At 47.7% G+C, this 12206-nt stretch carries 7 protein-coding genes; 1 reads left to right on the forward strand and 6 read right to left on the reverse strand.

Annotation, left to right across the window (positions count from 1 at the left end; translation table 11 throughout):
- A partial coding sequence (locus VN105_RS25465; RefSeq protein WP_325645552.1) for a RagB/SusD family nutrient uptake outer membrane protein occupies positions 1 to 446 on the forward strand: 446 nt, incomplete at its 5' end.
- A 333-nt stretch (positions 447 to 779) separates the two neighbouring features.
- On the opposite strand, the gene VN105_RS25470 is transcribed toward VN105_RS25465, so the two are convergent.
- The 6 genes from VN105_RS25470 to VN105_RS25495 all read right to left on the reverse strand — a co-directional run bounded on the left by VN105_RS25470 (position 780) and on the right by VN105_RS25495 (position 12053).
- Positions 780 to 3362: a hypothetical protein gene (locus tag VN105_RS25470; protein WP_325645554.1), complete on the reverse strand. Its 2583-nt coding sequence runs from the start codon at positions 3360 to 3362 to the stop codon at positions 780 to 782.
- Between the two features lie 434 nt (positions 3363 to 3796).
- Positions 3797 to 4960, reverse strand: coding sequence for a TlpA disulfide reductase family protein (locus tag VN105_RS25475; protein ID WP_325645556.1), 1164 nt, complete (start codon positions 4958 to 4960; stop codon positions 3797 to 3799).
- Between the two features lie 22 nt (positions 4961 to 4982).
- Complete coding sequence (locus VN105_RS25480) at positions 4983 to 6449, reverse strand: RagB/SusD family nutrient uptake outer membrane protein (protein WP_325645558.1); 1467 nt, start codon at positions 6447 to 6449, stop codon at positions 4983 to 4985.
- A 12-nt stretch (positions 6450 to 6461) separates the two neighbouring features.
- Positions 6462 to 10115: a SusC/RagA family TonB-linked outer membrane protein gene (locus VN105_RS25485; protein ID WP_325645560.1), complete on the reverse strand. Its 3654-nt coding sequence runs from the start codon at positions 10113 to 10115 to the stop codon at positions 6462 to 6464.
- A 64-nt stretch (positions 10116 to 10179) separates the two neighbouring features.
- Positions 10180 to 11376 (reverse strand): FecR family protein, encoded by a 1197-nt coding sequence (locus VN105_RS25490; protein ID WP_325645562.1) that lies wholly within the window; start codon positions 11374 to 11376, stop codon positions 10180 to 10182.
- A gap of 74 nt (positions 11377 to 11450) precedes the next feature.
- Positions 11451 to 12053 carry an RNA polymerase sigma-70 factor gene (locus VN105_RS25495; RefSeq protein ID WP_325645564.1) on the reverse strand — a complete coding sequence of 201 codons (603 nt, stop codon included), beginning with the start codon at positions 12051 to 12053 and terminating at the stop codon, positions 11451 to 11453.
- Positions 12054 to 12206: the final 153 nt, after the last annotated feature.

Here is a 12206-nt window from a genome sequence, read left to right on the forward strand (position 1 = left end):
ATTTTATATACAAGCTTTTTGATGTAACGGCACAAACCACTACGGCCAACAGTGATCTTAACTGGTCGCTGATCCGCTATGCCGATATATTGCTTGTATATGCAGAAGCAGCCAATGAGGTAGGCGGACCGGGCGCCAAGGCGTACGATGCTGTGAACCAGGTAAGGGCAAGGGCAAAATTGCCGGCATTGGCGGGATTATCTAAAGAACAATTACGGGAATCCATCTGGCGGGAACGCTGGTATGAATTGTGTTTTGAAAATGTTACCTGGTTTGATATGGTGCGTCTTCGTAAAGCATTTAACGTAAGCACTAAAGGCTTTGATAATTATGTAGGCCATAAGTTTTCTTATGGTCCGGTTTTAACGGAAAGGGAGCTTTTATTCCCGATACCAAGCACGGAGTTGAGAAATAACCCCAACCTGGTACCAACAAAAGGATATTAATGTAATGCAAAGAGGCCGTCTCATAAATATTGAGGCGGCCTCTTTCTATTTAAGGTCTATTTTATCAATTGTAACCTTCAATGCTATCTCCAACTGCAAAAAGTGCATCCACAACTGTATACCAAAACTTTCTTCGCCAGTTTGCTGCATCAACAAAGTAGCTACGCTTTTTTTTGTATGATCCTAAGATCTGAAGTCAATAATCTTATTGCTGGTATTACTAATGTAACAATCATGTGAATATAAGAAACAACGCAATGCCACTCAAAAAAGTCAATAACGAACGGATACTGGAATTGCTGCAATAGTGCGTTACTCCCGGGATGTGGTTCCCTAGCGCGGTTTAATACTCTCCCACGATAACCATGGTTTCAGCAGGTGATCGCGGAGCGCGCCAACGGATAATAGCTGATGTAAAATTGCCGATACTCTTTTCCAGTCTCCAGGGTTTGGCCGGGCCATAAATTGCTGTAAAGGCTCATGCAATGTTGCCAGTTGGCCTTGTGCTACCTGGTCGCCGTTGAACTGCTGCTGCTGCAGGTTAATGATCCACTGAAATACCGTACTGGCAGTGTCTGCGGCCTCTCTTTCACCTATCTGGCGCGGGGGTTGGAAAGGAGGTATATCGGGCTGCCGCGGCTGGGGAGCACCGGAAGTATTTGCGTTAAGCCTAAAAACGTCGGGATCGCTTTTGAATTTCTTTCGCTCCCCTTGTTCATCTCCGGAGTCTTTTTCTTTGTCCGCCAGCGAGGCTGTTTTTTCCTCCGTTAGAGGTTCAAACTTACGTTTAGATGATTCTGCAGGCGACGTTTTCGCTGCTATTTTTTCACGCAATGCTGCCATTTTTTTAAGTGCAGAGTCCAACATTTCCTGGCGTTGACTTTTGTCAAACCTATTTTTCGGATCTTGCCAATACTGCTTGTACACACCAAAAATATCCCCGGCCCCCTTGTCGAATTCAGCCCGTTGCCAACGTTCCGGCAACACGTTCCTATACTGGTTTGTTGTAGTTTCATTTAATTCCTGCAAAAGGCCCCTCACAAGTTCCTCTCTTCCCCTGGCGGCTCTCTCCCTGGCAGCCTCCGTCGCTTGTTCCTGTACCAGTTGGTTTATCTCCTTTTCCAACAGTGCAATATGAGGTTGCAATTGATAATCAGTGTTGCCGCCGTATAATTTATCATTCCTTCCCCATGCAGCTTTTGCATTTGCGAGTATATCTTCTCTCATTGCACTAAAACGTTGCTGGAAAACGCCTTTGAACAGGCTCGTGTATTTATCGGCGGTGGAGTTGTAGGTCATTTCAAGTATTACAATACGGTGGGAATTTTTACTGGCTTCCGCATTCCTGGCTGCTTCGGCGCTGCTCTTCTTCCTGTCTTGCAACTCTTGTTGTTTTTGTTTCAGCGCAAGCTGGTCGCTTTTTTGTTGCGCTATTTTCATGTCCCGGATCATTCCTGCATAGGTTGCGAGAAGATGGTTCCGTGTGCTGATATCTGTTATTACAAAAGAGCAGCCGCTGGGTGTTGCCACTTTGTGAACTTTGCCGTTAGCGATGCACTCTACTTCCCCTGGCGGAATAACTATCAACGAAAGACCCGGCGGCAGCTCAAATTCAGTCGTTACATTCAGGGGAAGGTCTTCATGAATTAACCCCGCAGGATCTAATCCGAAGGGCTCAAAAAAATGGGAGAAGGTGGGACCATTCACAATATAGCTGCCGAAGAGATGATAATTCAAATTAGCTGCCTGTTCCAATTTACCATTGTAGGAGCGATAATAGCCGGGCTTAAATGTTTTTACCCCCGGCGCCACCGTTCCTTGTACCACATCTGCGGGAGATGGAATAGTATGCGTTTCTGTTTTACTATAGAGCACGGGACCGGTATCTTCCCAGTGCGCAATTTTACTGCCATCCGTTCCCGGTTTGCGAAGCATCTGTTTTACCAGGAAGCGGAACCTGTTGGGCAGCTTTTGCTCATCGGGGAATTTGCCCTTATAAAACCCGGGGTATAGTCCCCAGTCGAGCGGTTCCGCTTCAAACCTGATCACTTTATTATTTGCATTTACGGCTTCTTTGGCAGCCTTCTCCACACCCGTTTTCATCACGCTGTTAAATGCTGTGGATATGGGCACCAGGTTATTACCGGTACCCGGTCCGTGCAGATGTTCATTCAACATGTGCCCCCGCTTGTAACCAATGCGCGCTGTGAGGCTGGTAAATAAAGTGGAAGTGGCAGAGGGTTGTGAGCCAAACACACCGTCGTCCCTGAGCAGAACGCTCAATGGCGCCATGACTACTTTTGCGCAGAAAAGATCGCCATCAATATTCCGGGTATCCACCTGCACCTTGTGCGAAGGTGGCCGTTGTTTCTTCATTACCAGCGCCGACTCCCTGTTCAGCTGCTGCAGCAGGTTCTCTATTACCTTTAGCTGTGCACGTGCATCCAGTCGCTCCTGCGCGGTAGGTCCTGCCCTTTGTGTGGTTTTCAGCTTGCCTTTGGAATTAACCCGGTTAACTGGTTTCACGGTTCCATACCTGCCGGTATGCACTATCTGCGCCGCCGCCTCAATGGCGTTCAGCAGCGCAACGAGACTTGCCGAACCACTCACAACAGGCTTTTTGCGCTTCCTGTCCAGGAACACTTTCAGTGTCTGCGTATCTGAATGCAACCACAACGTGCCGTCGTTCGGGTCAATAAACAAGGTATGAGGTTCCTCTTCCTCGTTGTCGTCCATATCCAACATTATCGGTATCGCCAGCGGCGCTGTAACAGGTTCATCTGCTGCAGGCGCTGCGTGATCTTCCTGCAACGGCTGCCGGGAGGTAACGTCCGGCGCGGCGATGCCATTTGTGGCAGGTTGATGAGCCGCTGCGCGGGAAACATTAGGTTGATCTGATATGAGGGAAGCTTTCATAACCTGGCTATTTATGGAGTGCAAATAAAAAATAAAACCGGGCAATTGATGCCGTTAACCGAAAGTATCTAAAAAGTGACCGATGGACAATTGAATATATTAAGATTATGAACGGGCTGGACACAAAAAAACACCCGTTTCAGGTGGTTTGGGCCAAAGGGTCTAAGACTTCGCCAGCCACTACAAATATACCCAAACCAATAATGATACCCAATTACTTTTTCCGATATTTCAGTTGCGAAAGATACATTGACTATACGTCTTGTCAGTAAGGCACCTAAACGGATTTCCTCCTGGAATGATATAGAAGATTAAATATTTAGTTGTTAGCCCTCACCGGATGGTAGAAACATGCAGCCATCTATTAACGTTAATTAATATAATGCAAAGGGGCTAACCGTTTGGTTACCCCCTTTTCTTTCTGAATAAAACAATTATTTTCCAAATACTTCTTTCAGTTTCACATCCAGCTCCTTTGCTTCCCCTCCTATCCAACGGCCAATGATCTTCCCTTCCTTATCAAGCAGGATTTTGGTAGGAAATGCAGAAACGCCATAAGCCGTTACCGCATCAAACTGTTCTATACCTTCATTATTCAATACGTTCACCCAGTTGATACCATCCATCTTAATTGCATCCAGCCAAACCTTCCTGCATTTTTCAGCGCTGCCATTTTCGGATGCGATACCCACAATTTCAAATCCTTCTGCTTTGTATTTGCCATACAATTCTTTCAAATGAGGATGAGATGCCCGGCAGGGATGACACCAGCTACCCCAGAAGTCCAGCAGCACATACCTACCTTTCAGCGTTTCCAGGCTCACCTCGCGGCCATCCATATCTTTCTTGCGGAGCGGGATAGCCGGCTGGCCAACCGCAGTGGCTTCCAGGCTGGCAATTCTGTTGCCGATAAATTTTGCATACACATTATTCTTCGCCGCGCTACCCATTTTGTTATAAGTAGTTTTTAAAGAATCCAGCTCCATGATGGCCTGCATACGGTACAGCATGTACATGCTATAGAGCGAATTAGGATGACTGTTAAAAAAAGCTGTCTCCATATCCTGCAACGCCCTGCCTTTTGAGCTGTTCATCTTCCTGGTGAGTTGCGTCACTACCGTATTATCGCAGGTTTTACAACTGTCTGCCATCTTCCTGGTTGCGATCCAGTTTTCATGCTCCAGCCGGCTTTCCTTTGTTCTCAGGTCTGCCCAGTCGGCGTTAGCTTCCCCGCCTTCAACATTTGCCGCATACACTTTATCAGCATCTCCCTTAATGGTAATTACATCATTGGTAAGAAAAAAACGTAGTACCGGCGCCGTTAGTACCTGTTTCCCCGCGGGCGCTTCCAGGGCCGGGTTTCCTTTGAGTGTAAAACTGGCCATCACCGGGGAGTTCACAGCGCCCTTCATCACCAGCCAGCCTTTTTCCGTAGTAAATACGGAATCAATACTGAGCTTATTGTCGCTTACATAACTGAGCCTTGGCTGGTATTTTTTGAAATGACTGAGTTTGATCCTCAGCGTATATCCCTGTTGTGCGAAACCAGCGGATGCAGCAAGACAACTGCACAGCAGTATGGCATACTTCTTCATCATGTTAATGGTTGGTTTTATTTTTTTAAGGGTTGTTTGACAAATTGGGATTTGCATCCATGATATAAATAGGGAAACGCAACGTGAGCCGTTCCGGCTTCATGGTGTAAGTAGCTGTTACTTTCCCGAAGTCGTCATATACACGATGCGTGTTACCGATGGTAGACGCATATTCCGGTTCAACAGATATCCGGCGCATGTCCAGCCAGCGGTTTCCCGTGAGTGCAAATTCCCGGATCCTTTCTTCCAGGATATATTTTACAAGCGCTACTTTATTATTTGCAACAGCCGTTGGCACCGGTGCATCCTGGGCTGAAACACGGGTAAGGCGGAAATTCCTGATATCTTCCGCTGCAGCAGCTGTTTGACCAAGGCGCGCTTTGCATTCCGCAATAAGCAGGAATATATCCGGTACGGTTACACCCATGTTGGCGTACGACTGTCCCCAGCCTCTCATCATTCCTGTGGGGTAATTCATACCCGTTAGCCAGGTTTGCGGGCTGAAAAATTTCAGGCGTTCATCACTGGCAGTATAAAGTGCGGCCGTTTCTGGGCTTATCAGCACACCGTCGAGCCCCGCGGCATACAGCCTGATGGCGGTACGCATATAAGCCACTTCCTTGTCCATATCGGCGTATAACCTGTTGGGGCCATACATCGGATCTATGGGCATAAATACGCCGTTAGTGCTGAACTCTTTATGATAGTCGTATAACCCTACATCTATAGTGGCCGATGACAATGAGTTGGTAAAAGCCTGCAGGAGCGGTAACGCGGCGTCCCATTGCTGCATAAACACATACACTTTTCCCAGCAACGCCTGCGCTGCCGGCCTGGAGGCCCTGGAGTTGTTGGTGATCGTTGCTGGTAACAACGGGATAGCTTCATTCAGATCTGCTACCATCTGGTCATACATCTGCTTTACGGTAGCCCTGGTAAAAGTTGTTTGCGTTACATTTGCCACCATAAACAATGGCGATGCAGGATCATTGGCCGCAGTAGCTGCATTATATGGCTTGCCATACAAATTTGCCAGCAGGAAATTTACCCAGGCACGCCCTGTCAGCGCTTCTGCCTTAAGAGCGCTTTTCTGTGCATCCGTTCCACCGGACGAGTTCATTACTTCAGCAATGATTTTATTGTAGATGTACACCTGTTTTACCAGTACCGTTATTTCAGATTCAGTGTTGTTGGGGAGATAAATATCATCCGACCATTTGAATGCCTCCTGGTCGGCCATGGAAGCCGCGCCGAATCCAATTGTGCTGAAGCCGCTGCTGCCTGCCACTTCATCGCCCATAACAATTGGCGAGAAATACTGGAACTGGTGTAAGGAACCTGCATTCAGCATCATGTCATAATCACCTGTTTTTTCTGCAATCAGTACTCCCTTGGGGGTTATTTCCAGGAACTCTTTTTTACAACCAGATTGTAAAAAGCCTGCTGTGGCCAGGGAAACGAGTACTATTATATTTTTCGCAACCTTTTTCATTCATGTTCAATTTTAAAGCGTTAAATGAGCGCCGATCGTAACAGCCTTCTGATTGGCCGGCATAATGCTGCCTGAGCCGGCCGCTGTACTGTTGGAAAACTCCGGATCAAGGCCATAATGATTCGCTTTCCACAGCATTACATTGGATAACTGGGCGCGAAGCGAAAGTCCTTCTACCCGCAACATTCTCAGCACTGGCGCTGGTACCTGGTATGCCAGGGTAATGTCCCTGATCTTTATATAAGAGGCATCTACCAGGTTAATATCTCCACGGGTGTAATAGGTGGTATTTCGTAATGCACTGCTGGTGGAAGGATTGGCTACAAATCGGGGCACATTGGTTGTAAGTTCATCGCCGGGCTGCATCCAGCGGTTGGCAAACTCGCTGTTAATATTTCCCGACTGGAAATTCATATAACCAACATTAAAGGTGCCTGAGTAACGGGTATTCATGTCCCGGTACATGATGTTGCCCATGTTGAATATAGCATTTACAGATAACGACCAGCCATTATAATTGAACATATTTGCAAATCCCCCGCTCCACACCGGCTGATATACACCTTTGAATACCATATCTTCCGGTTTGGTTACATTCAGCGCCTTTGTTACTTTTCCATCGGCCAGCCGGATCTGCGGATCGCCTGCCGCATCCAAACCGGCATAGTTGTAACTGAATACTGCGAAAGCCGGATAGTTCACCACATAGTTCCTGTCTACCAGCTGATCGCCCCGGGTAATGGGTGCAGTGATCAAACCCAGGTTGGTGATCTTGTTTTTATTATAAGACATATTCAAAGTGGTGCTCCAGGAAAATCTGCCGGCATCTATATTTAAAGAACTGATGGTCAGATCTATCCCTCTGTTGGTAAGCGATCCTACGTTGCCATAAATAGAACTGGTTCCTACCAGTGGGTTTACAGGGAGATCTCCCAGGAGGTTATCCGTATTCTTTTTATATAGGTCAATGGAACCGCTCAACCTGTTGCGCAGGAAGCCGAAGTCGATACCTATATTGTATGTTTTAGTGCTTTCCCAGGTAAGATCAGGATTGCTGAGCGTTAAAATGCTCAGGGCCTGCCCGCCGGGAACATACCTTACTGTTGCTGGTTTAAATATATCATAGGACGCTGCCCTGCCGGGAATCGGCGACATACCGGTTAACCCGTAGGTAGCCCGGACCGCCAATGCATCTACCCAGGAAACATGATCCATAAAAGACTCGTTGGCAATGTTCCATTTTACCCCCACGCTCCATACAGGCTTACGCTGGGCCGACGTATTCAGGCCAAACAGGTTGCTTTGATCGTTACGCCAGCTGGCATTGATATTATATTTACGCAGGAACATATACGCCACATTACCATAATAGGAGGTAAACCTGGAACGGGGCACTGTTTCCGACTCCCCGAAATAAGAGCCGTTTTCTTCATTGGAGGTAGACAACTTGGACGACTTACGGTCTATACCTGTAGGCAATATCGGCCCAATGATCCCGGTTGTTGTAAGCAGCTTATAATCCAGTAGCGGGTAGGTTTGCAGTGCTTCGTCGTAGCCGTACACCGTACTCCTGTTTGTAACCGTTCTTTGTTCCTGTGCTTCCGCACCTGCCAGCGCCGTTAACTGGTGTTTTCCGTTATTCCAGTTCTTATCATAGTGCAGTTGGTTTCTCACTACCCAGTTATCCAGTGAAGAATTATAAACGGTATATCGTCCTCCTTTCGTGGGCAGGTTATAAGTTACCGTTCCATCGTTGTTGGCCACCGCAAAATTCATGATATAGGCGCGTTGCTGGTAATTATTAACGTCGTCGTATACACGGGTTCTGCCCGATTCTTTTATATAACCGTATACTCCTTCAAACGTTAAGCCTTTATACAGGTTTACGGTAACGCCGGTATTGAACCTGCCACTGAAAGTGTTGCTCTTGCTATAACCTGTTGTCATATTATCGATGGGGTTATAGTCCATACTGATCTTACCCAGGTTTTCAATATTGGGCCGCTCTCTTTCACTGAGGTAGCCCATGTAAGGCATACTGAGCGCATTTCCGCTGGCATCCCTGAACAGCTGGTAAGGCAGGTACCGGTTATCGGCAGATACGGGCCGGATACCGGAGGTGCTGTTATTGGTGAGATCTGCACTGATATATACTTTCAGTACCCGGTTAAAATTAAAATCCTGCCGGGTATTCAGTTTAAAAGTATTATCCTTGCTGCCTGGCGTATATGATTTGTTATCGGTGTATGAAAAAGAGTTGTAGTAAGTATGTTTATCTGTACCGCCGCTAACGGTGATGGTATGGTTCATCAGCATAGCCGGGCGATACCAGATATCCCCTATCTGCGAATTATTATTGATGCGCGCAAGACTGTCCAGTTTGGCGTTGCCCACTTGGGGAGAGATCACTCCATTCTTCATATCATACAGGATCTGGTTGGATGGCGCCAATCCATATACGGAGTTCAACGGATCATAGGTAGTTGCCCGCTGATAGGGCATATACAGGTTCACGGAATCGAATACTTCCCGCATGGCCCGGATATACTGGCTGCTGTTCATCATGTGGAAGTAATCGTATTGCGGGCGCCCCTGGAAGCTCACAAACCCGTCGTACGACACTTTCATCCTGCCGCTTTTCCCTTTCTTTGTAGTGATTACTATTACGCCGTTGGATGCCCTGGCTCCCCAAATGGATGCAGCGGTGGCATCTTTCAGCACCGTGATATCCGCCACATCCTGTGGGTTGATGGTAGAGATCCTGCTAACGTCAACGGCCATACCATCTACCACCACCAGCGGGTTCTTGCTGGAATTAATCGTGTTAAGCCCCCTGATAAGAAAAGTGCTCCCATCTGTAGCAGCACTTGGGGAGTTGTTGATCACCAGTCCCGGGATCTGCCCATCCAGGCGTTGCAGGATGTTCATGCTGGTAGAGCGGGTGGCTACCGTTTGCATATCCGGTTTGGAAAACGAGCCGGCACTGCGTTCCTTTGAAATGGTTTGATAACCGGTAGACACTGCAACATTGATTTCATGGAGCGCTGTGATCTTTGTTTTCAGCGTAATGGTAGCCAGGTCGCTGCGCCCGCCAACGCCCACTTCAGATGTTTCCACGTTGAGCCCTTTGAACAGCAGGGTGGCATGAGCATCCACATCTCTCAATACAAAAAGTCCGTCGGCGCCGGAGAAAGTACCTTTTGATGTTCCTTTTTCCTGCACACTGATACCTGCAGCCGGCTTGCCGGTTTCGTCCCTTACAAATCCGAATACATCGATTTCAGACGAAATGGTAGTGTCTTTCACCACTACTGTTTTTGCTACAATGGCATAGGTCAGGGGCTGATTACGGAAGATGATCTTCAGTACTTCCTGCAGTGATGCATTCCGTACCTCCAGCGATACCGGTGTTGCCTTACCCAGCATGGCATCATTGTAAAAGAACTGGTACCCGCTCTGCTTTTTCAGCTCCGGCAGGATTTTAGACAAAGGCATTTGCCTGGCCGACAAACTGATCGTTTGGGCCTGCGCTACCTTCCCGGCAAACAGGAATGCTGACAACAACACCAGCGTTGCCACTTTAACATTGCGCAACATTCTAACGGCCAGCATTGCCGGTTTTCCCGATTGTTGAGGACACGATATCCCCTTAGCAGATGGCTGCATAGTTTTGGTTGGTTTTAGACTTACGATGATTATATTTTTGGTCGATTTTTACTGGCGCCTGGCATCAGCGTGACAGCACCGTTAATTTTCTCCCGTCCAGTTTAAAATGAATCCTGCTCATTTCAAGTATAGTTAGCAATTCTGTAAGTGTAACAGTGCGACTGATCCCCCCGGTAAAAGTATCCGTGGGCTTTGGACCGTCGTACACTATTTCTATATCATACCATCGTGCTACGTCGCGCATAACATGGGTAAGGTCTTTGCTTTTGTATTCAAACAACCCGTTCTTCCATGCGATGGTTTCTTCTATATCTGCGCGGCCATCAACGCTTATACCATCGCCGCTTTTTGATAAAATGGCCTGCTGGCCGGGAACAAGCATCTGGCTTACCGAACCATTGGTAACTTTAATGCTGCCTTCCGCCAACGTTACCCGCATATCAGGTTCATCGTTGTAGGCTTTTACATTGAAGTGAGTGCCATATACCTGTACCTGTTTATTGTGGTGCTGCACAATAAATGGCCGGGCTGTATCCCTGGCTATTTCGAACCAGGCCTGCCCTTCCACTTTCACCACACGGTTCTTATCCTGGAAAACAACCGGGTAAGTGATGGATGAACCGGCGTCGAGGATCACCAGTGAGCCATCGGACAGGCGTAGCGGGTATTGCTGCCCCTTCCGTGTTGTAAGTGTATTGTATGCTGTTTGTGCAGCAACGCCTTCACCGGAGTATACTACTGTTCCGTTGGCAGCGGATACCTGTGCATTGCCCTGGACGAGGTGAAGGCCGCTCCCAGCGCTGTCGAGCTGTACTACGCTGCCATCGGCCAATGTAAGCGTAGCCCCCTGTACACCAGGGAGAACATCATTGTGATAGGCCGGGTTGGCAATTTTCGCTACCGGCAACAATTCTTTTCCCTGCTGTTGAAAATAGAACCAGGCGCCCAAAGCGATGAGCAGGCATGCAGCTGCGGCAGCCCACATTTGCCTGATACGGCGTTCGGGCCTGTGATGTATACTGATATAATCCGTTTCCTGCCTGCTTCCGCCGGCCAAAATCCTTTTGAGCGTTTTGGCGCCATCCACCCCGGCAGAAAGATCATAACTTCCTTCATGTTTTTCCCACCATGCTTTCATGTCGGCCGACAACAATTCATCCTTATCCATTACGGCTACCAGCCGCCAGAACTCCTGCAACTCTTCCGGGCTGGCCTGCCCCCCGGCATATTTATTAAATAGTATCTGTAAGCGCTGCGACATGTTATGATAACCGGCTTTAAATATATAGACGCAGGAAAAAAAGGGAGGAGGTATCGGGAAGAAAAAAAAAATTTCTATTTCCTGGTTTCCAGGTAAAAATAAAGCAGCAGTGAGCCTTCCAGTCCTCTTTTGTGGAGAAACTCCCGGATGGCGCTGAGCGCGTTGGACATCGTTTTCTTCACGGTTTGGGTAGAGAGGTTTAATTGCCTGGCAATCTGCTCATGGGTAAGCCCTTGTTCCCTGCTGAGGGTAAATACCAGTTTTCGCTGGGGCGAGAGCTGGCGGATCGCCTCGTGCAACAGTTCCCGGGCTTCGCTGTTCAGCAGCTTATCTGCGGTGTCTTCCACATAAAGCCCTTCCATCTGTTTGGCCACCAGTGCCTGCATTTTCCGTTGGGAAGCGGTATACCTGAAGAAGCTGATGGCTTTATTATAGGCTACTTTAGAGAGAAATGAATCCATATTACGGATTTCCGCAATTAACTCACGGCCTGTCCATAGTTTAGTGAAGATGTCGTACAACAGTTCCTCCGCAATTTCATGCGATTTGGTCATGCGCAGCAGATAGGTATACACCTTTTTCCAGTAGCGGTTATAAAGTTCCGTAAAGGCATGCTCATCTCCTTCCGCGATGCGGTGCAGCAAATCATTTTCGTTATAATCGGAGCCGGAGGACATAGAAGCAGGGGTAAAAGTAAGAAGGGAATGTTATTTATTCCTGATTTTTTTTGAGATGTTTGATTAGTTGGTGTCTATGCCGCCTTGAAACACAACATCAGTTGTCCAGAGGTAGATGCACTGTATTCAGGTCGCAGCGCCTGCAAGGGTGTG

It is taken from the genome of Chitinophaga sp. (assembly GCF_035564935.1).
Classification (GTDB): Bacteria; Bacteroidota; Bacteroidia; order Chitinophagales; family Chitinophagaceae; genus Chitinophaga.